Source organism: Williamsia sp. Y853 (assembly GCF_056786495.1).
This window is the reverse complement of record NZ_JBXCJC010000001.1, coordinates 563,370-584,071: the sequence shown is the minus strand read 5'-3', so window position 1 is coordinate 584,071 and position 20,702 is coordinate 563,370. Positions and strand designations below refer to the sequence as shown.

The following is a 20,702-nucleotide window of genomic DNA, read 5'->3' as shown; positions in this document are numbered from 1 at the left end:
TAATTCATGAACACCACCACCCTTCCCGCCGGTGAGTTGATCGATCAGCGCGGTCGCGCCGAGCTGGAGTTCCTGCAGGCATTGCGGGTCGGACTTGCGCCGTTGCGCAACAGGATCCGGGCGACCGTGCAGGACTCAGGAGCACTCGAGGTCCCATTCGTGGGTATCGAGGATCTGCGGGAACGGGTGGACGGTGTTTTGGCGGACAACGCCGAACATCGGATAGTCGGGGCCGTCCTCCGGTGGAGTCGCCAGGTGGCGACTCCTCGGGCGGTCGCGGCATTCGAACGTCGCCGCGAGGTCCTCGCGCCTCTCGCGGCTCCGGCCGGCGTCGTGATCGACACCGGTGAGGACCCGCCGAGGTATTGGGACTATGAGTTCCACGCCACGGCGGGTGGCTGGGATGGTCACCCGGACATGGGCTTTGTGCATCACGAGATGATTTATCATTTCCTGCTCAAGAAGATCTATCCGGGTGATCTCTTCGCCCAACGTCGGCAGGTGGCGGCCGCTGCACCCCGTGACGACTACAAGCGAATCGTCGATATCGGTTGTGGCACTGGGCAATACACGCTGCAGTTGGCACAGGAGTATCCGCAGGCCGCGATCACGGCAGTTGATCTGTCGCGAACCCAGGCCCGCTATGCACTTCGGCGGGCAGAGGACGCAGGCGCGGCGATCACGGCCGTGCACGCCAACGCCGAGGCGACGGGACTTCCGGATGGTTGTGCAGATCTGGTGACGGCCTTCATCCTTCACCACGAATTGCCGCCTCACGCAACACGGAATACGTTCACCGAGGCGTTCCGACTACTCGAACCGGGTGGGCACGTTCACTTCTCGGACGTGGCACCCTACGATCGTCGATCTCCGTACCAGGCGTGGCTCGACGACTGGGATGCCGAACACGGAAATGAGCCGTGGTGGCGCACCGCCGCCACCCTCGACCTCGAAGCGGCTGCCCGTGCCGCCGGATTCGTCGATGTCCAGCAACAAGCACTGGGCGCCGACGCCTATCCCTGGGTCATCACCGCCACCAAGCCCCCACAGGAGCAACTGTCGTGAATCCCGCGCCCACCGTGGATATTTCGAAGCACGAGACAGTCGCCGACATCGCGCTGTCGATGCGCGAGCTCACCGTGCACCTGCCCCGCAGCGGCAGTGCAGACCTGCAAATCCTGCACGGAGTCGATCTGGAAGTTCCTGCCGGAGCGGTGGTCGCGCTGGCAGGGGAGTCCGGGTCGGGAAAGTCGACGGCAATGCTGTCGGCGTTGCGGCTGCTGCCCTGGGGTGCCAGGATCGGCGGTCACATCGAGGCGACGGGCGTTGACGTGGTCGCGATGTCGAAGCGAGAGTTGCGGGAGTTCCGGGCCCGCCACGCGCGGGTCGTGCTCCAGGATCCTTGGAGCTCTTTGCATCCCATGCACACGATCGGTTCTCAGCTCATCGAATCTGCGCGTTCGGGTGAACCCGGACTGTCGAAGTCGGCGGCCAAGGAACTCGCGGTGGAGACCCTGACGCGGGTCGGAATCGCCGATCCCCAGGCGCGGATGAAGACGTACCCGCACCAGATGTCGGGCGGTCAACTGCAGCGCGTGGTGATCGCGATGGCCTTGGTCGCCAAACCGACTCTGCTCTTCTGCGACGAGCCGACCACCGCGCTCGACGTCACCACCCAGGCCCAGATCCTCGAGCTGCTCCGGACCCTCAATCGTGAGACCGGGCTGACGATCGTGATCGCCAGCCATGACCTCGACGTCATCGCCGGCATCGCGGACCGGCTGGTCGTGATGTACGCCGGGGCGGTCGTCGAGCAGGGACCGGTCGAGGAATTGATGACCAAACCGCAGCATCCGTACACGTGGGCGCTGCTGCAGACGGCACCCGAACACAACCGGGGCCGACGGTTGCGCACCATTGAGGGCCGGCCGCCTGCTCTGGACAACCTGCCGTCCGGGTGCGCGTTCGCGCAGCGTTGCGACTTCGCGACCGTCGAGTGCGAAAGTACTCGTCCCCGTCTGCTGCCGCTGCCGTCATCTCCTGAGCACTCCACCGCCTGCCTGCGGGTGCAGCACGAATTCCCGTCCGGGGATCAGAACGCAACCGCGGCGGCCATCTCCGAAAAGAGCCTGACATCGTGAGCGAATCGAACACAGACTCCGGTGACGGCACGGTGCTGGACATCCAGGATCTGGTGCAGCACTTCCCGGGTCCGGGCGGTACCACGGTCCGTGCGGTCGACGGGGTGTCGCTCCAGGTGCGGCGCGGTGAGACCGTCGGGCTGGTCGGCGAATCCGGCAGTGGCAAAACCACTGTCGGGCGGGCGGCCTTGCGGCTCTACACGCCGACAGCTGGAAAGGTCGTGTTCGAGGGCACCGACGTCACCCGACTCAAGGGACGGGCACTGACCCGGGCGTTGCGGCAACGTAGCGCGATGGTCTTCCAGAATCCGTCGACCTCGCTGAACCCGTTTCTGCGGATCGAGGACGCGCTGGCCGAACCACTGATCATCCATCGGGTCGGAGACCGTGACGAGCGTCGACGCCGCGTGGTCGAGACGCTGGATCTGGTGGGACTCGGTGGCGAGATGGGTTCGCGCTACCCACACGAACTCTCCGGAGGACAACGGCAGCGGGTAGGAATCGCTCGCGCCCTGATGCTGAATCCGGCACTGATCGTCGCCGACGAGCCCACCGCGTCACTGGACGTCTCGGTGCAGGCCCAGGTGGTGAATCTGTTGCAGGACATCCAGGCCGAACGTGACCTCGGTTACCTGTTCATCAGCCACGACCTGGCCCTTGTGCGGCATCTCAGCCACCGGATCGCGGTCATGTATCTCGGACGTATCGTCGAAGTCGGCACCGCAGCAGAGGTTTTCGACAATCCACTGCATCCGTACGCGGCATCGCTGGCCTCGATGCAACTCGCCCCCGACAAGCGAATCGTGCCCCAGGGCGACCTGCCATCACCCAGCAATCCGCCGTCGGGATGCCCCTTCCATCCGCGGTGCCCGATCGCACGTGACGTCTGCGCCGTCGAACGGCCCGCTCTGGCGCCTGCCGATGACGTGCGTACCGATCGGCAGGTCGCATGCCACTTCCCGGGGGAACTCACCCTTTCCGAGAAGGGCGCCCACGCTGCCGTTCCCGCGGCACCACTCCCCACGTCGATGCGCAAGACACCGGCGGCCGGCAGTCCGGCTTCGTCCGCGCTCACCGCGACCAGTAGTTAGGACCCACACCATGCCCGGATTTGCCCGCGAGGATGCCCCGTACCTCACCGCGAACGGTGACACCGACGCCCTGATGCGCATGATGCTCGAACTCGCGTCCGAGACATGGGTGCTGCGCGACCGGTTGACGGTCATCGAGCACACCTTGGCCGGAGCAGGCATCGACCTGTCTGCGATCGACCAACCGGTGAGCGACCCGGATCTCGCCGGCCTTCTTGCCGAACAGCGCAACCTGCTCACCGAGCGGCTGATGGCTGCGGCGAGTGGGGCTTCCCTGGGGCCGGTCCAGCCATGAAGGTCTTGAACTACCTGATCCGCAAGCTGCTGCTGTTGGCGACGGTGATCGCGGGAGTGACCACCTTCATCTTCATCCTCGTCCGGTTGTCGGGCGATGCTGCCGAACTGATGTCACCGCCCGAGGCCAGCGAGGCCACGGTCGAGGCGACGCGAGTCCGGCTCGGTCTCGACGCCCCGGTCCTGGTGCAGTATCTCGACTCGCTGCGTGGTGCCTTCACGATGGACTTCGGAACATCGTTCGTCTCCAAGCTCGATTCCGGCTCGCAAGCCTGGGCTCGGTTGGGACCCAGTCTGTCGCTCGTCATTCCGGCGCTGCTGTTGTCGGTGTTGCTGGCCGCAGTGGTAGGTGGATATGCGGCCCTGCACCAGGCTCAAACCCGGGGCCGGCTGCTGATGGCGGTCGCCTTTGTCCTGGACGGCATCCCCTATTTCATCACCGCGTTGCTGCTCGTTCTGGTCTTTGCGATCAACCTCGGTTGGTTGCCTGCCACCGGGGCCGGGGGCACGATCGGATTGGTCCTGCCGATCATCGTCCTGACCATTCAGGGCTTCTCGACGCTCTCGCGGCTCGTGCGTGGACAACTGATCGACGCGCTGGCCCAGGGGCCGGTGATCATGGCGAAGTCCAAAGGTCTCGCACCGCGGACGGTTCTGGTCAAACATGCCTTCCCCCTCGCAATTCCGCCGATCGTCGCCTTCCTCGGAATCCTCTTCTCGCTGTTGATCGGATCCCTGTTGATCCTGGAACCGATGCTCAACTATGCCGGGCTCGGACAACTACTCGTCCGTAGTGTCTCGGCGCGAGACTTTCCGACGGTGCAGGCGTGCGTCTTTGTCATCGCGGTCCTGATCACTCTGATGAACATTGCAATGGATGCCGTTGTGCATCTTCTCGATCCCCGACTCCGAGCGAAGGCGTCCTCATGAGCGCTACGACCACCACACCGCGCCGGTCGCAGGGCCGGGTCCGCGAAATCCTCGGCAAGGCCTGGTCGAATCCTGCCGGAAAGATCGGCTTCTGCCTACTGGGTCTGCTGGTGATTCTCTCGGTGTTCGCACCGTTGATCGCGCCGCACGATCCGACCACGCAGATTCTTGCCGATTCCAACACTCCCCCGATGTGGATGGGGGGAGAGGGCGGTTACTTTCTCGGCACCGACTCGCTCGGGCGAGATGTGTTCAGCCGCGTACTCTATGGGTTGCGATTGAGCCTGACCATCGGCGTGGTCACGGCGACCATCAGCGCGTTGCTCGGTTTGTTCCTCGGCGTACTCGCGGGATACTTCGAACGATTCATCGGACCGGCGCTCCTGCGACTGGCCGACATCCAGTTCGCGATTCCGTTCATCGCGGTCGGCATCGCGCTGACCGCGGTCCTCGGTCCCGGCATCGTCACCCTCGTGGTCGTGCTGTCGGTGTGGTCCTGGACGATCTACGCGCGCACGATCGTGCGCTCGGTGTCGCAGGTGCGCCGCCTCGACTTCGTGGTCGCAGCGCGCACGCTTGGCGCGTCGACATCCCGAATCATGCTGCGGCACATCGTTCCGAGCGTGATCGGACCGGTCATCGTGTTGTGGTCGGTCAGCGTTGGGGTGACGGTTCTGGCCGAGAGCGGATTGAGTCTGCTCGGTCTGGGCGTGCAGGCGCCAGGGTTCTCTCTGGGATCTATGTTGGGTGACGGCCAGACCGCGCTGCGCCTGGCCTGGTGGTCGATTGCCTTCCCCGGTGTGGCATTGCTCTTGATCGTCCTGTCTTTCAACATGGTTGGCGACGCGATCCGCGATGCGCTGAACCCTGGCGCCCATGCCAAACCACAGAATCCGGAACTGACATGAACCAGAAGGTACCCAGCGCTCCCGACCTCGACGCGCTGTACGGGCAGGTGCCCGACGACGTCGCGGCGTGGATCGAAGGACTCGATCTCGCTCAGACCGTCGCGGGAATCAGCGTGCCCGCGACTTCGCAACGGCCGGTACCCTTTCCGGCCACCGAAGAGGTCATCGCGCTGGCCCCGTTCGGCGACGCCGGTATCGTAGATGCCGCGGTTGCCGCGGCGACGGCGGCAGCTCCGGGCTGGCAGGCGATCTCGTGGGCACAGCGGCGAGCTGCGCTGTACTTGTTCGCCGGAGCACTCGATGAGGACGTCTTCACGCTGTCGATGCTGCTGGTTGCCGAGACGGGCCGCCCGCTGCGGCGGTGTGTCAGCGAGGTGCTCAGTGCCGCGCGCTTTGTCCGAACGATCGCCGATACCGGTCAGATGGACACGGACATAGTCCATCCCGACAAATCGATCCGGATGACCGGACGCCCCCTGGGTGTCGTCGGGGCCATTGCACCGTGGAATTCGCCGGTATTGCTCGCGGTGGTGAAAGTCGCGAATGCTTTGATGGCCGGAAATACGATGGTGCTCAAGAGTTCACCGTTCACGCCGCTATCGGGTCTGCGGTTCGGGATTCTGGCGAGGGAGATCTTTCCGGCGGGCGTCCTCAACGTGCTCAACGGTGGACCCGAGGTCGGGGCGGCCATGGTCGCCCATCCCGGCGTGGCAAAGATCTCGTTCACCGGATCGACTGCGACAGGCAAGGTGATTGCAAGGGCTGCAGCAGATCAGCTCAAACGGATCACCCTCGAGCTCGGCGGCAACGATGCCGCGATCGTGATGGCGGATGCCGATCTCGGCCGATTTGTCGAAACCGCGTCACAGGTGGGTCTGCTCAACTGCGGTGCGTTCTGCGCGGGTGTGAAGCGGATCTACGTCCACAGCAGTCGGGTCGACGACATGGTCGATCTCTTCGACAATCGTTTACGGCCAGTGCAACTCGGTGATCCGTTTGATATCACGACCGAGATGGGGCCGATGCAGAATCGTCCCCAGTATGAACGTGTGCTCGGCTTGAACTCCGCCGCCCGCGCGGCAGGCGGTCGGGTCCACGGACATCGTGGCCCGATTCCTGAGCGGGGTCTGTTCATCGCCCCGACGGTGGTCACGGGTCTGCCGTCCGATCACCGGCTCGTGGTCGAAGAACAATTCGGTCCGGTGCTCCCGATCATCGCGTTCGATTCGATCGATGATGCTGTCGCCCAGGCGAATGCGAGCGAGTACGGATTGGGTGGTTCGGTGTGGGGCAGCGATGTCGAGGCGGCCGAGGCTGTGGCCACGCGGCTCGATGTCGGCTCGGCCTGGGTGAACCAGCATGGCGCTTTCGACGCCGCGATCCCGATGCCATTTGCCGGCCAATCCGGAATCGGTATCGACTACGGCGGATTCGGCGTACACGAGCACAGTCAGCGCACGGTCGTGAACGTCGCGCGGTGAAGCATCCCGCATGGTGATGGTGCCGCAAGCAGCGGTACTGTTACCCATATAATGGAAAGGCGATAGCCATATTATGGAAATCACAACTTTGGACTCGTTTGAGTCTCTCGGCGCGGACACGGTCCGGGTAGCTGCCGCACAATTCTTCTCCGGAACCGATGTCGCTGCGAACACCGAACTGTGCGCCGCCTACATTCGCGCCGCGGCGGCGGTCGGTGCGCAGCTGATCGTGTTGCCAGAGAACAGTAATCGACTGCGGAACTACGGCAGCCGCGAAGAGTGCCACGAACTCTCCGAGACACTCGAAGGTGAGTTCGTCGCCGGTCTCAAACAGGCCTGTCGTGATGCCGGCATCCATGCGGTCGTCGGCGTGGACGTGCGTGGCGCCACGGCGCCGGACGTCTACATCGCGTCGTTGCTGATCGGTCCTTCCGGGGACCTGCTGTACGTCCACCACAAAACCGTGTTCTGGGACTACGAGTACACGCTCTTCACACCGGGAAGCAAAGAACTCGAGGTCTTTGACACCGAGGTCGGCCGTCTCGGACTGCTGATGTGTGCCGACGGCATCGTTCCGGATGTTCCCCGAGTACTGGGAACCATAGGTGCGCAGGTCTTCTGCAACTCTCTCAACTCTCGCGGGCCCGACGAACTGCGGGTCCATGTGCCCCTGCGTGCCATGGAGAATCACGTCTGGCATATCGCGGCGAACACTGTCGGAGGCCCGGCCGACGCCTGGCCATGGATGGGTGGGTCGCAGATCGTCAGTCCGACAGGCGAAACTCTTGCCTGCGCCGGTGAGGAAGATGAAGGCCTGATCTGGGCCGACATCACTCCTGCCCTGGCCGACAACAAGGACGTACCGGGTTTCGCCGACGTATTCGGCTGGCGCCGCCCGGACCTGTACGGCGACCTGATCAGCGAGCACGACTCGCTGCCCGTGGCATCGATGCTCGGTCCGGTGGATCCGCAGCGACCATCACAGTTTCTTGACGTTGCAACGCTGCAGGTTTCGTACTTTCACAACCAGGAATGGACGATAACCCGCGCGGTCGGGCAGATCGCCCACGCCGCAGTGCAGGGTGCAACCCTCGGGGTGCTGCCGGAGCTCTTCTGCTTCAAACCCGGCGAGGTGGCCGCAGATCCGGCCGCGGCCGCAGTGATATCCGCGCGGGTGCTCGAAACCATTTCCGCTGCGGCCAACGAGCATTCGCTGTGGGTGGTGGTCAACCTCGTCGAAGAGTCTGTTGACGGTGGTCACCACAGCACCGCGTATCTGATCGACGACAGCGGCACCGTGGTCTTCCGATACCGCAAGACCCATCTCGACCACGCAGATCTGCAGTGGGCGCGTCCCGGTGACGCCATCGAGGTGGCCCACACCGAGATCGGGGCGATCGGGATGATGATCGGCTCGGAGGTATGGGTTCCCGAGGTGATGCGGCTGCTCACCTTGCGTGGCGCCGAAGTTGTTGTGCATCCGGCGAACTGGGACCGAAAGGAGGCGCCCGAGATGGCCGCCACCGAGCGGACGGAAGAGAACCGCGTGCATCTCGTATCGGTGAACCGGCTCGACAGCCCGGCAATCGTCGGCAGCCAGATCGTGCGCGCCGATCCGTTCATACCCGGCCAGCCGATCGCGCTCATGCGTTATCCCTCCGCGCAGTGGACCAGGCACGGCTTTGAAGAACAGCTGATCGTTCGGCTCGATCTGCGGGAATCACACAACAAGATGATGGGGTACCACCTGGACCCCGTCGGTAGCCGTCAACCGCATTTGTACGGACCACTGCTTGCCGAGAAGAGCTGAGACAGAACATGTCTGTGAACACAGAACGCACCATGGAGACGGTTGTGGTGGCCGGCATGGGGCCGGTGGGTATGGTCGCGGCCCTGAAGCTGGCCCAGTTGGGTCACGAGGTCCTGGTCCTCGAGGCAGGCGACAGCTTGTCCGGCGAATCACGGGCTTCGACCTTCCATCCGTCGACTCTCGAACTGCTCGAAGAGCTCGGTGTTGTCGACGACCTGCTTGCGGTGGGACTCGAGGCCCCGGTCTTCCAGTACCGCGAACGCGACGGCACGGTCCTCTCGGAGATGGACATGGGTCTGCTCAAGGGAGAGACCAAGTACCCGTATCGGATTCAGAGCGAGCAGGACAACCTGACCCGCATCATCCACAAGGTCCTGGTCACGATGCCCAATGTGACGTTGCGGTTCTCCAGTCCGGTGGTGCGGGTTGAGCAGGGACACGACCACACCCGGATCTTCTTGCCCGACACCGACCGCGATCGTCCGATCCTGACCCGATGGTTGATCGCCGCCGACGGCGCGCAATCGGCGATCCGCAAGTCGCTGGGGGTCTCGTTCGAAGGACGGACCTACGACGAGCGTTTCCTGGTCATCTCGACGACCCACGAGTTCCGCGACGACTTCGCGGATCTCGCGTACGTCTCGTACATCTCCGATCCGGAGGACTGGGGTGTGCTGCTGCGTACCCCCAACCACTGGCGCGCACTGTTCCCGATCCGGGACTCCGAGTCCGATGAGCAGGCCCTGGAGCCCGCAGCGCTGGAAGCGCGGCTGCAGGGTATCGCGGCTCAGCCGACGGCGTACGACATCCCGCACGCATCCATCTACAAGGTGAACATGCGTGCGGCCGCGACGTTCTCGGTTGGCCGCACGCTGCTGGTCGGAGACGCCGCCCACGTCAACAACCCGCTCGGTGGCATGGGTATGAACAGCGGCATCCACGATGCGTGGGCAGCTGCGCTCTGTGTCGACGCAGCACTGGACGACACCGACGACACCCATGCGGCAACGTTGTACAGCGAACTGCGTCGTGATGCCGCACTCAACCATGTGCAGGCCCAGGCGCAGAAGAACTACGACTCGATGCGCTCCGACGACGACGAGGTCCGGGCTGCCCGCGCCGACGAGCTCTCGGAGATGGACATCGAGCTGCTCGACAAGCGGGCGCACCTGCGTGCCTCGGCGATGTTCACCTCGCTGCGGATCACGCTGGGCCGCTTGGCACGTGAGTTGCATGCGGTTCCGAAGACCGCCCGGCCCGCTGGGCGCGTCCTGTCGGAGAGGCTCTGCTACGGCCCCGTGATTGCTCCTGGGGTCTATGACGGGGTGACGGCGCGCGCCGCCGTCGACGCAGGTTTCGGTGTCGCTTATGTATCCGGGGCTGCCGTGTCGGCGACCGCGCTTGGCCGTCCTGACCTGGGTTACCTCGGGCTGGCCGAGATGACGGAACAGGTCCGGCGCATGACTGCGGTCACCGACCTGGCGTTGATCGTCGACGGAGATACCGGTTATGGCGGTGTCCTGCAGGTCGGCGAGGCCGTCGAGCGATTCGAGCGGGCCGGTGCTGCAGCCATCCAGTTCGAAGATCAGTTGGCGCCCAAACGATGTGGACATTCCGACGGCAAGGAACTGATTCCGGTCGAAGAGATGACGGCGAAGGTCGCAATGGCGGTGCGGAGCAGGCGCAGCGCGCTTGTGATCGCACGCACCGACGCGCTCGCGGTCGACGGTGAGGAGGCCGCGCTTGTGAGGATTCATGCGTATGCGGCGGCCGGCGCAGACCTGATCTTTGTCGAGGGCGCATATACGGAGACGCAACTGCGTCGCATCCGCGACGCAGTGCCCGGCGTGCCGCTGATGGTGAACCTGTCCGAGGCCGGTGATCATTCCGCGCTCCCGCCGGAGCGTGTCCTGGCCGAATGCGGTGTCGCCCTGATGATCTACCCGGTTGGCCCGTTGTTGGCCGCGGCCGGGGCGGTCGCCCAGACGTACCGATCAATTCGTCGTACAGGTGCCTCGGGCCAGTCACATCAGGACTGGCAGGCCCTCACCGAATCGCTGGGCGTGGATGCTGAGTTGGCAGTTGACGCCGAGGTCGGCCGGTGGGCGAAGGCAAAGCTGGCGCAGAGCACCACTTCAATCGAGAGGGACCCACAATGGCAGGAACCGGTACATCAGTGATCACCAAGGGCAAGAAGTTCGGGCTGATCGTTCCCTCGACGAATACGTCGGTGGAGCGCGAGTTCCACCGGATCCGGTTGCAGGACTCGTCCTGGCACACCGGGCGGATCATGATCAAGGCCGTGGCCTTGGACTCCGCCGACGCGTTCGGGTTGTTTCGGGAGAACCTGAACGAGGCGCTACCCGCAGCGTTGGAGACGGTGATGACCGCCGACCCCGACTACATCGTGATGGGGATGTCGGCGGAAACCTTCTGGGGTGGAGTGGCCGGCAACGCTGAGTTCGAGGCCAACGTTCGCCGCCTGACCGGCCTGGGGGTGTCCACCGGAGCAACCGCAGCCGGTGAGGCACTGAAAGCGTTCGGGGCGCGTCGAATCGGCGTGATGACGCCTTACCAGCCTGTCGGTGATGAGCAGGTTCGTAAGTACTTCACCGAACTGGGCTTCGACGTGGCAGGCGTGCACGGCCTGAAGTCGGCATCGGCCACATCGATCGCAGACGAGACCCCGGAAGCCATCCGGGCGGGCTTCCTGGCCGTCGACGGCCCTGACGTCGACGCATTGATCCAGTGTGGAACGAACCTGGAGGCGATGCAGGTGGCGGCCGACCTCGAGCGTGAACTCGGCAAGCCGGTGATCGCCATCAACCTCGCCACACTTTGGCATGCGTTGCGAGTGAATGGGATCAAGGATCAGGTCGACGGCTTCGGTTCGTTGCTTGCCAAGTTCTGACCCCTACGCGGTTTCGACGACTGCAGACCCAGAAGCACACGCTCCAGTCATAGGCACACGTTTGAACGTGTGCTTATGACTGGTACGTGTGCTTCTGTGGTCATGTCGCAGGCGTCTAGAGGCCCAGTGCCTTCTCGAGCGTCGGCCATGCCTTCGGCAGTTGGTCCTTCCAATACGGCCAATCATGCACCCCGACCGGCTCGTACGTCACCGTCGCCGGAATATCCAGCTCGTTCAGGCGATTTTCCATCGTTCGGGTGCATTGGTTCGAGCCGACCTCAAGTGCACCGCCGACAATCACGGTTCTCGCGTAGTTGTCTGAATTCGGATCTTCGTGCGGGCCTGGCAAGCCGTTCCCGACTGACATGTAGATGTGTTTACCGCGCAATGCTCCTGCATTGATGACGGAATCGTGCGCCTTCCATTGTTCGTTGCCGAACTCGCCCCAGATGTTGCCCGGGTCGCCGCCCAGAAGTGAAGCACTGAGCTGGATGGAGAGACGGCCCACAGCATCACTGGTCGAATAGCACCCGCTGAATGTCGCTACGCCGTCGTAGAGATTCGGATTCCTATGGGCGAGCATCATCGCTCCTTGCGCGCCCATGGAATTTCCGGCGATTGCGTTGACGCCATTGGTGTTCAAAGCGGTGTCGATCAGTGGCGGCAACTCTTTCGTCGTGAAGGTTTCCCATCTGTTCAGGCCGAGGACCGGGTCGATCTTCTCCCAGTCGGTGTACACACTCGAGCGCCCGCCATTGAGCATCACGACATTGACGTTTTTGTCTGCGAAGAAGCTCTTGGCACCTGCCTGGTACATCCAGCCACTGGCGTTGTCCCCGGCGCTCACTCCGTCGAGCATGTACAGCGTCGGACGCTTCACCGAATTGTCTGCGGGCAGCAGGACATCGAGTGTCACCGCACGGCGCAGTGCTGGTGATTCGACTTTGTACCGAACGTGCTTTCCGGATTCTCCGGTCTTATCGATTGCCGGGACGAGGATGTCGTCGCGTAGGACCGGCGGCGGGCCGGGATCCTCCTGGAACGGTCCCGGTACGGTCGATCCGGAACCGACGCTGCCACTGCCTGAACTGCCCAAGCTCGGTGCTGCGCCGGAGACTCCGCTGAACATGAGTGTCGCGGCAGCGGCGACCGCTCCCACCGTGCCCAAGCACGCGGTGCGCCGCAATGTTGAATGAGCGGTACGGGTTGTGTGGCCCATCGGTTCCCCCATGTAATGACTCAGTAAAGGTTGAATGGAAACATACCGCATCTTTAATTGAAGGCTGTTCGGTGATGGTCGCCCCAAAATAATGAGACCAAATTGTTTCTCAAAAGCGGAGTTCACCCATGGTCGTAGGTTTCTTCGGATTAATCCCTTTCGGGGACGACGATGTGAACGCTTGTACTGCGATTCTGTTCACTAAACGGAAACCAACCTGTCGGCACCCGGTGGTATTCGGCGAATTCGACAGTTGATCGCCTCAGGTCTGGCCTTGCAGTGTGTGGGATCTGACCGCCGTTCTCGGCATCCGGTGGTCGGGTCTCCACGTGATCAGCAGGGCCAGTGCGAGGAGGATCTCTGCGATGTCACCCCAGTAGTACATGAGCGTCCCGCCGTCTCGGAGTTCTTCCGGTGGTGCAGCAACTTTCACGAGTATCCCGGCGTACAGGAGTTGGGCAATGATGGCGTGCCCGGCAATGGCCGCGCCGAGAACCACCAGCCGCGTGCGTACCGATGGGCGGTCGGGTCCGGGGTCTGGGCCGGCGATCATCCAGGCGAACAGGTATCCGGCGATGAAGAAGTGCACGTGAATTGCTCCGTGCACCAACGGATTGGCCTCGGCGAGTACGAACAGCGGCGTGAAGTACAGCAACGCCAACCCGCCGAGATTCGCAGTGAGCAGGACAACCGGATTGGTGATCAGGCTTGCGGGTTTCGACCGCAACAGATGCACCAGTGAGCGACCCCACCGCGGCGGGACCGACCTCAAGACCAGAGTCATCGGTGCGGCCAGGACGAGTGCGAGTGGCGCGAACATGCCGATCAACAGATGTCCGAGCATGTGGTCACCGAAGCTGTCAGACACCGATGGGCGCAATGCGATGATCAGGATCGCGATGCCGATCATGAAGCTCGTTGTGCGCCAGTGATTCCAGCCGCGAGGTTCCCGCGCACGCAGGAACGCGGCCATCAGATACACGCCGGCGACAACGGCCATGGCGGTATAGGGGAGGACCACGTCCCAGTCGATACCGGGCTGTGCCGACGATGCGTGAGCCAGGGCGCTCATGTCGGGAGTTCCGCTGTAGGGGCCTCCGCATCGGTGGGACGTGCCGAACGCTGCAGAAACCAGCCGACCGCGATGAGTGCCGCACCCAGGATCAGGAACCCTATGTCCCAGAGGGTTTGGTGTTCACCTCCGCGGACGTGGTGAATCGCGAGGATGTGATGGTCGATGATCCCCTCGACGAGGTTGAAGGAACCCCAGCCCACCAGCACCCATCCCCACAGGGCGCGTGAGGTCCACAACCGGCGCCTGGAGCTCGTCACCCGGGAGAAGAGCAGTGCCAGGCCGATCAGGACGGCGAGCCAGGTGAACGTGTGGAAGAACCCATCCCACAGTGTGTTGATCTTCAGTCCGTGAACGGTGTCGGAGGGGTAATAACGCACACCGATGTGGTCACTGTTGGTGCTGGTGAGCATGTGGTGCCATTGCAAGATCTGATGTAGCAGGATTCCGTCGACGAACCCGCCGAGTCCGATGCCAAGCACCACACCGGGAAGCGTCAGCGATCTGGCCGTCGTTTCCACCGTGGAGTCTGCGGATGTACTCATTCGTTCCCCTTCGGAGGCGGTGTTCACCTGCACCGATGCGCGTACTTCGTTCAGTTCATGACGCTCGGGTAGGTGACACGGGTAGCCGATGGGGCGTGGTCGCAAACATCGAACGAGACCCCCCGGGGAAGTCTCCTTCGAGCCGGTCATTCCTTCAGGGTGTTGGCCATCCAGTCCACGGTTTGCATGCCGAACAGGTCGGTGCCCCATCCGTACAGGTTGGTCAGTGCGTTGAACATGCTGCAGTCGGTTGGCTGATAGCTGACGTCGGTTCCTCCGGCCCGATAGGTCGCGGTCAGGTCCCGCGCATCCTGGGCTGGGACCAAAGACATCGGTGAATCATCGGCCACGCAGGACGTGATCAGCACCTTTGACTTCGGGGTCTTGGTTCCCAGCAGGTTGTCGTTGTAGACGTGCTGGAACTCTGGGATATCCGCCGGGTTCCGGCCGCTGGTGAACAGCGTGCGCAGCGGCAGGAACGGTGTCCCGAAGTAGGCGGGTGTCTGACACTGGGTCCGGAACACATCTGCCATCGCCCTACCGGCAGGAGTGAGCTTCTCGTCGATTTTCATCTCCGGATAGCGCGGTTCGAGACCGAGTAGCGTGGCAAACGCGAAACCCGAACCCACAGACCCGTCGGCGGTGCGAATGAAGTTGCGCTGGTTGACAACCATGCCTTCGAGCACGGTCGACTTCACGTTGAGTTCGGGTGCGTAGGTGGCTTGATTCTCGGCCGCAAATGCTGCGCCGACGCCGCCGCCCGCGATCCCGAAGATCGAGATCGGGGCGTCAGCGCTCAGGCCTGCCTCGGGCAGGGCCAACGCGGCCCGCACCCCGTCGAGGTTCGCATTGCCGCCGAACTTTCCGGCAAAGACGCCGTGTGGCAACGGATCACCATCGTTACCGACGTCGGAGATCATCACCGCCAGACCTTTGCCGAAGATCTGACCCAGCGGTCCCAGTGCAGACCACGAGGAGCCGTCCATCGGAGCGCCGCCCGTCCACTGGGTGCTGGGATGGCAGTAGGCGCCGACGCTGTCGTTGGCTTCCTGATACGCGACAACGCCACGTTCTGAATTCTTCTTGCCGTCGCGGGGAATCATCAGGATGCCGGTACTGATCTCGGCACTGCCGTCGAGGCCGGTGGTGACGTACATCAACTTATATGCGTCGATGTTGCCGGGACGAAACCCGGTGAACTGCACCGCAACCGGTTTGGCCTTGAGGATGGTTCCCGGTTTTTCGTCGCCTCGAAGTCGCGGCTCGTCGTAGAACGGATCGCCTGGGGCCAGGCCCTGGAAGATCTCGTCGGGGCTCGCAACACGGCCATCGGCGAACGTTCCGATGACATAGCCGTTGAAGACCTCACCCAGGTCTGGAGTACGCACCGGTTCTGCTTGGACCGCTGGGATATTCACAGACACTGCCACCAGTGCAGCCAGGAGGATCGACAGGGTTGCTGAAAGGCTTTTCACGACACGCTCACCTTCGTACCGGCTGCCGCTGACTCCAGCAGCGCCGGGATGCTCATGATCGGACGGTGTGTTTCGAGCTGGGTTTCATAGGGCGTGCGCAAGATCCGTTCCAGAGCCGGCCAATCGTCGTTCACCAGAATCTTGTACTTCGGCAGCAGCTCGGTGGTGATGTAGTCCCACCGCCCTTCGTATTCCGCCCAATTCCAGGTGGGCAGTGGGCTGGTCAGGATTGCGGTGCGACCGTCGGCGAGACGGGTGCTGATCTCGATGGGCCGAAATGACCTCGGGGCGATGACACCTGCCACAGATGGGGAGCCGCCTACGGTGCTCACGTAGGTGATCGCTTCTCCGACATCGTCTTTGTAGGCACGGGTCTGATCCCACTGCCGTTTGATGACCTGTCCTTGCTCACGTTGCAGCAGAACAGCATTGCCTTGGGCGATTCGGTTGGGGTCGTGTGACGCGATATCGCGCCAGGCGTCGAGGATGTCATCGCCGAACAGGCCTGCCGCCCGCATCTCTTCGAGTGGGGCAAGGCCGCCGACCACGTACGCGCGGTGCATGGGCATGAGGTCGCTGAAGATGTTCTTCTGCATCACCAGAATGTTCCCGAGGACGAAATGCAGATCGTCGGGGCTCACCGTGGATCCGACGCGTGCGAGTGCCCGCAGTCCGGGCGGCAGTTGCTCGACGAGACCGGTGGCGATCTGGTTTGCCTGCCCGACAATGGTATTGGCCAGACCTTGCAGCCGGGTCCAGTCGAAGATATTGGTTGCGAGTTCGAAATCGACGAGCCCGCCACCGAAGTCTGCGCCTACCTGGCCGGCCATCCCGGCCCACTGGAGCTCGCGGTGATTCAACTGGAGTTGTTCATAGAAGGTGTACGACTTGATCAGATTCTGTCGATTGGCCTCGACACCGAGTCGGGGATTCCACGTGGGCAGATCGATACCGGCGGCAGTTGTGGTCTCGACCAGCCAGTACTGGTAGAGCAATGCCGCGTAGCGGTTTGGTGCCACAGCTCCGGCGCGGGCTTGGTCGAGGAGGGTCCGCAGTTGTGCGGGATCGGTGGGCAACGCGGAGTTCACACCGCCCGGGCCGCGGGATGCGTCCCGATTTGTCAGCGGTAGATCGAGGTAGCGGTCCAGGCTCGGGGCTGGGTCGGCCTGGGCAACGCCTCCGACGCCACAGAGGGTCACGAGGGCGGCAATGGTCACCACTCCCAGGCGCAGGAACGGGCGGCGCAAATGAACGTCACGATCATATCTCATTTATGTCTCATTTCGGCTCGCAATTTCAATGAGACGATATTGCAGAAGCGTCCCGATGGATACCCGGGTGCAGTGGCAGTCGACGGATTGCCGCAGCTCAGGGCCGCCCACTGGAGGTATATGTGACTCGATTCATAGTTAGTCGGGCTTCTGGCGTATGCCGGGTAGGGCGGGTATGCGCTCAGAGCGAGGGTCCGGTGGTGTGGATACCGACCCTTTGGACGCGACCGTGAGAGTTGAAGTCCCCGCGGGTGGAACTTCCGGCATGCTTGAGGGGTGGATGCGTTCTTTGAGTTCGTGGGCAGTTACTGGTGGCTGGTGTTTGTGTTCGGCGGAGCGATCGGTGGTGGCCTGAAGACGATCGGTGCGGCCAACGAGCGTCGCGCAGAACGCCGGCAGGAGCGGTATCGCCTCAAACAGCAGGCGAAGATTGCGGAGATCGAGGCATCCGGTGAACGGCGGTTGGACGCCGAAGCCGTGCGGCGAGACATCGCGAAGACCCTCGATGAGCACAATCAGACCGATGCGCGCTGGTTTGCCTACGAACTTGATGCCGCGACCCTGCTCGACTTCCCGATGATGATCGACCTGCGGGACCCGCTCACCATCGACTTCCATCGGGCGAAACGTAAGGCTGATCTGTTGCGGCCCGACAGCGGCGACGACCTCCTCAAGGACAGCGAGCGCAGGCGTGAATACCGCGATGCGGTGCACGAGTACGCCACCGCCTTCGACGTGGCCGAAACCGAGGCGAAGCGCCGCCGCCGGTCGGGTTTTACCGAGCCCGAGCAAGAGCGACTGCGCCGCGGACAGAATCTGCTACATCTTGCGCAGGACAATGAGGCACCGCAGCATGAACGGCGCAGTGCGTATGACAGGGCGCGCAAGGAACTCGACGGGTTGATCGTGTTGCCTGCCGCCACCACGCAACAGCTCGAACAGCGGGTCGCCGGTCAACTCGAGCGGTGACGACCCGCCGCCGAGCCGGATGTCAGTCCCTGGGAGGCGGTGCCACCTCGACGCCACCGGACTCGTGTTCGGGGCCGGCGTCGGGGTGTCCCTCGGGTACTCGATTCCGAAATTGTGCAGCCTCGCTGGGCCTCTCGGTGTCGACGGCACTGTGTGGTGCCCGATGATAGGGGCCGGGCTTGGGTCGCGCCTGTCCTCCGGGAAAAGCGAGGCGGAAGATCGTCCGATGCACCTGTCCCCACTGGCTACCGAACGGACCTGAGTTGTAAGGCAATTCGTAGCGCTCGCAGATGTCCTTGACCTTCGGCGCCACTTCCGAGTATCGGGTGCTCGGCATGTCCGGGTAGAGGTGGTGCTCGACCTGGAAACCGAGGTTGCCGCTGATGACGTGGAACAGCGGACTGCCCTCGATGTTCGCCGAACCGAGCAACTGCCGGGCGTACCAACCCCCGCGGGTCTCGTTTACCGTTTCTTCCTTGCTGAATGTGTAGGTCTGGTCGGGAAAGTGGCCGCAGAAGATGATCGCGTGCGCCCATACGTTGCGGATGATGTTGGCGGTGAAGTTCGCCGCGAGGGTCGCCAAGAACGTTTGCTCGACCCCGGGAAGCGTGCGATCCATCAGCTCGGCGGCAACTTTGGCGCGTTTACCGGACCCGGGCGCGCGACGCAGCCGGTTCGCCAACCGCGACTTCCTGGGTTGATCGATGCGCCCGCCCGACCCGAGTTGTGTCAGGGCGAAGGCGCCTGCACTGATCGTCGGCCAGCCGATGTAGTCCTTGATCACCTGTCGCCGCATCTTGACGCCGATGCCCTTGAGGTCGTGCCAGAGTTCCGACATCGACTTCTCGCCCTTGCGAATGGCGTCGAGGTCGAGGTCGTGCAGCGCGACACCCCACTCGAAGAATGCGGTCAGCAGCACGTTGTAGAACGGTTGCGCGAGGTACACCGGGTTCCAGGGCTGGCGGGGATCGATCCGCATGATTTCGTAGCCCAGATCCTTGTCCTTCCCCCGGATGTTGGTGAAGGTGTGATGGATGTAGTTGTGCGAGTGTTTCCATGCTTCGGCCGTGGACGCGGTGTCCCAATCCCAGACCGAGGAGTGGATGTCAGGGTCGTTCATCCAGTCCCACTGTCCGTGCATGACGTTGTGGCCGATCTCCATGTTCTCGAGAATCTTTGCCATTCCCAGGCATGCGGTGCCGGCGACCCAGGACACCTTCGACCTCGATCCCAGCAAGAGCACCCGGCCGGCGACGGCCAGATTCCGCTGGGTGGCGATCACGTTCTTGATGTACTGCCGGTCGCGTTCCCCGAGGTCTCCGTAGACCTCGTCGTGGATTGCGTCGAACTCTTTGCCCAGCATCTCTATGGTTTCGTCGGACAGATGCGCGAGCGGGCTCTGCTCGTTGTCGGTCCTGGCTCCGGTTGCTCCGGGGCGAGTTCTACCCTTGGCTTCGTCGATCGTCATGACTCTCCTTCGATCTACAGGTCGATTTCGATGTCGCCTTCGGCGCTGTTCACGCAGATCCGCACCGAGGCACCGGCCGGCTCGCTGACTTCACCGGTACGCAGGTCTCGTAGACTTCCCGACTTCACCGTGCCCACACACGTATGGCAGATGCCGATTCTGCAGCCGTACTTGAGTTCGAGGCCGGCATCTTCCCCCGCAGCCAGAATTGTCTGTCCCGGTTCGCATTTGGCATCGGTCTTGCTGCGGACGAACCGCACCGCGCCACCCTCTCCGGCACCGGCGGCACCGCCGATGATGGGCTGGAACCGCTCGAAATGGATGCGCTCTGCGGCGTCGTTGCTTTCCCAGTGTTCGACGAGGGTATCGAGCATTTCGCCCGGTCCCGAGCACATGGCCTCACGTTCCCGCCAATCCGGGCACAACTCGTCGAGATCTTCGGGTTTGATGCGGCCATCCTCGCCGGTGAATCGGATGGTCAAGTGCAACCCGTCCTGGCGCTGATCCATCTCACGCAGGTCGCGGTGGAACATCACCTGCGATTCGGTGCGGGCCGAGTGGATGACCACCACGTCCCTCATGGCGTCGTTGTGGTCCAGGCTGCGCAACATGCTCATGATCGGCGTGATGCCGCTACCGGCACTGATGAAGAGCAGCTTGTCGGGACACGGGTCGGGGAGTGTGAACACACCTTCGATCTCGCCGAGCCGGACGATTTCACCCGGGCGGATCTTTCGCACGAGATACGGGGAGACCACACCGTTCTCGACGAGCTTGGGAGTGACTGCGATCAGGCCGTCCCTCGGCTCGGGATCGGACGTCAATGAGTAGGCCCGCCAATGGAACACGCCATCGATCACCACGCCGAGGCGCACGTACTGACCCGGGAGATGACCCGGCCACTCGTATCCAGGCCTGATCCACACCGTGGCGGCGTCAGAGCCCTCCTGCCGGACCTCTTCGATGCGACCGCGCAACTCCCGAGTGGTCCACAATGGGTTGATCATCTCGAGGTAATCGTCGGGCTGCAACGGACTGAACAGGTGGCTGATCGCCCGGAGCGCCTTTCGACGCAAGGCCGGGACCTGAGGCTTGGCTCCGCGTTCAGCCACGGCTG

The 20,702-nt window shown here is 63.1% G+C and carries 18 protein-coding genes; 11 read left to right on the top strand and 7 right to left on the bottom strand.

Annotation, left to right across the window (positions count from 1 at the left end):
* Nucleotides 1-6 precede the first annotated feature (6 nt).
* The 10 genes from AC1TPF_RS02860 to AC1TPF_RS02815 all read left to right on the top strand — a co-directional run bounded on the left by AC1TPF_RS02860 (nt 7) and on the right by AC1TPF_RS02815 (nt 11,566).
* On the top strand, nt 7-1,065 hold the full coding sequence (locus AC1TPF_RS02860) for a class I SAM-dependent methyltransferase (protein ID WP_482142554.1): 1,059 nt from the start codon (nt 7-9) through the stop codon (nt 1,063-1,065).
* Nucleotides 1,062-2,141 (top strand): ABC transporter ATP-binding protein, encoded by a 1,080-nt coding sequence (locus AC1TPF_RS02855; protein WP_482136606.1) that lies wholly within the window; start codon nt 1,062-1,064, stop codon nt 2,139-2,141. The genes AC1TPF_RS02860 and AC1TPF_RS02855 overlap by 4 nt, the downstream gene beginning before the upstream one ends.
* The gene (locus AC1TPF_RS02850) at nt 2,138-3,232 is read left to right on the top strand and encodes an ABC transporter ATP-binding protein (protein WP_482136607.1); all 1,095 of its coding nucleotides are present in this window, start codon (nt 2,138-2,140) and stop codon (nt 3,230-3,232) included. Before AC1TPF_RS02855 ends, AC1TPF_RS02850 begins: the two co-directional genes overlap by 4 nt.
* 10 nt (nt 3,233-3,242) lie before the next feature.
* Entirely contained in the window at nt 3,243-3,527 is a 285-nt protein-coding gene (locus AC1TPF_RS02845; RefSeq protein WP_482142552.1) for a hypothetical protein, read from the top strand.
* Nucleotides 3,524-4,456, top strand: coding sequence for an ABC transporter permease (locus tag AC1TPF_RS02840; protein ID WP_482136609.1), 933 nt, complete (start codon nt 3,524-3,526; stop codon nt 4,454-4,456). The genes AC1TPF_RS02845 and AC1TPF_RS02840 overlap by 4 nt, the downstream gene beginning before the upstream one ends.
* On the top strand, nt 4,453-5,364 hold the full coding sequence (locus tag AC1TPF_RS02835; protein WP_482136610.1) for an ABC transporter permease: 912 nt from the start codon (nt 4,453-4,455) through the stop codon (nt 5,362-5,364). Before AC1TPF_RS02840 ends, AC1TPF_RS02835 begins: the two co-directional genes overlap by 4 nt.
* On the top strand, nt 5,361-6,845 hold the full coding sequence (locus AC1TPF_RS02830) for an aldehyde dehydrogenase family protein (RefSeq protein ID WP_482136611.1): 1,485 nt from the start codon (nt 5,361-5,363) through the stop codon (nt 6,843-6,845). Before AC1TPF_RS02835 ends, AC1TPF_RS02830 begins: the two co-directional genes overlap by 4 nt.
* Nucleotides 6,846-6,918: 73 nt before the next feature.
* Entirely contained in the window at nt 6,919-8,655 is a 1,737-nt protein-coding gene (locus AC1TPF_RS02825; RefSeq protein WP_482142550.1) for a nitrilase-related carbon-nitrogen hydrolase, read from the top strand.
* 8 nt (nt 8,656-8,663) lie between these two features.
* The gene (locus AC1TPF_RS02820; protein WP_482142548.1) at nt 8,664-10,835 is read left to right on the top strand and encodes an FAD-dependent monooxygenase; all 2,172 of its coding nucleotides are present in this window, start codon (nt 8,664-8,666) and stop codon (nt 10,833-10,835) included.
* A complete protein-coding gene (locus AC1TPF_RS02815; RefSeq protein WP_482142546.1) occupies nt 10,811-11,566 on the top strand; it encodes a maleate cis-trans isomerase family protein in 756 nt (251 codons plus the stop codon). Before AC1TPF_RS02820 ends, AC1TPF_RS02815 begins: the two co-directional genes overlap by 25 nt.
* A 115-nt stretch (nt 11,567-11,681) precedes the next feature.
* Here the strand turns inward: AC1TPF_RS02815 and AC1TPF_RS02810 are convergent, their stop codons facing one another.
* From AC1TPF_RS02810 to AC1TPF_RS02790, 5 genes are all read right to left on the bottom strand, one after another.
* Nucleotides 11,682-12,785, bottom strand: coding sequence for an alpha/beta hydrolase (locus AC1TPF_RS02810; protein WP_482144007.1), 1,104 nt, complete (start codon nt 12,783-12,785; stop codon nt 11,682-11,684).
* A gap of 262 nt (nt 12,786-13,047) precedes the next feature.
* A complete protein-coding gene (locus AC1TPF_RS02805; protein WP_482142545.1) occupies nt 13,048-13,857 on the bottom strand; it encodes a cytochrome c oxidase assembly protein in 810 nt (269 codons plus the stop codon).
* Nucleotides 13,854-14,402: a DUF2243 domain-containing protein gene (locus tag AC1TPF_RS02800; protein ID WP_482142543.1), complete on the bottom strand. Its 549-nt coding sequence runs from the start codon at nt 14,400-14,402 to the stop codon at nt 13,854-13,856. Before AC1TPF_RS02800 ends, AC1TPF_RS02805 begins: the two co-directional genes overlap by 4 nt.
* Nucleotides 14,403-14,548: 146 nt before the next feature.
* Nucleotides 14,549-15,856: a lipase family protein gene (locus AC1TPF_RS02795; protein ID WP_482144005.1), complete on the bottom strand. Its 1,308-nt coding sequence runs from the start codon at nt 15,854-15,856 to the stop codon at nt 14,549-14,551.
* A 17-nt stretch (nt 15,857-15,873) separates the two neighbouring features.
* Nucleotides 15,874-17,148 (bottom strand): hypothetical protein, encoded by a 1,275-nt coding sequence (locus tag AC1TPF_RS02790; protein WP_482142542.1) that lies wholly within the window; start codon nt 17,146-17,148, stop codon nt 15,874-15,876.
* A 276-nt stretch (nt 17,149-17,424) separates the two neighbouring features.
* Here AC1TPF_RS02790 and AC1TPF_RS02785 point away from each other — a divergent pair, with 276 nt between their 5' ends.
* Entirely contained in the window at nt 17,425-18,117 is a 693-nt protein-coding gene (locus AC1TPF_RS02785) for a hypothetical protein (RefSeq protein ID WP_482142540.1), read from the top strand.
* A 22-nt stretch (nt 18,118-18,139) separates the two neighbouring features.
* On the opposite strand, the gene AC1TPF_RS02780 is transcribed toward AC1TPF_RS02785, so the two are convergent.
* Nucleotides 18,140-19,480 carry a fatty acid desaturase family protein gene (locus AC1TPF_RS02780; protein WP_482137303.1) on the bottom strand — a complete coding sequence of 447 codons (1,341 nt, stop codon included), beginning with the start codon at nt 19,478-19,480 and terminating at the stop codon, nt 18,140-18,142.
* Between the two features lie 119 nt (nt 19,481-19,599).
* Nucleotides 19,600-20,697 carry a ferredoxin reductase gene (locus AC1TPF_RS02775; protein ID WP_482136619.1) on the bottom strand — a complete coding sequence of 366 codons (1,098 nt, stop codon included), beginning with the start codon at nt 20,695-20,697 and terminating at the stop codon, nt 19,600-19,602.
* Nucleotides 20,698-20,702 lie beyond the last annotated feature (5 nt).